Raw genomic sequence first — 234 nt, forward strand, 5'->3', positions numbered from 1 at the left:
GCTCCGCCAGGAACTCCTCGGGCTTCTCGATGTGGGGCGAGTGGCCGCAGTCCTCGAACACCACCTCGCGGGTGACCCCGCCCTCCGCCTCGTAGCTCGCGAGCACCGCGCGGATCTGCTTCAGCATCGGCTGCGGCGGTGCGACCTCCTCGCCGGGCCAGCCGGGGATGACGCCGGCGGCGCCGAGCTGGTTGAGGTCGAAGAAGGACGCGTCGTTGACGATCGCGTCGAGGG

General features: G+C 71.4%; 1 protein-coding gene. It reads right to left on the minus strand.

The annotated features are described in order from the left end of the window. On the minus strand, nt 1–234 hold a 234-nt coding region (locus AC1RPV_RS08265), incomplete at both ends, for a hypothetical protein (RefSeq protein WP_481764281.1).

The sequence above is a fragment of the Dellaglioa sp. CoH-55-MRSF-9 genome (assembly GCF_056782155.1).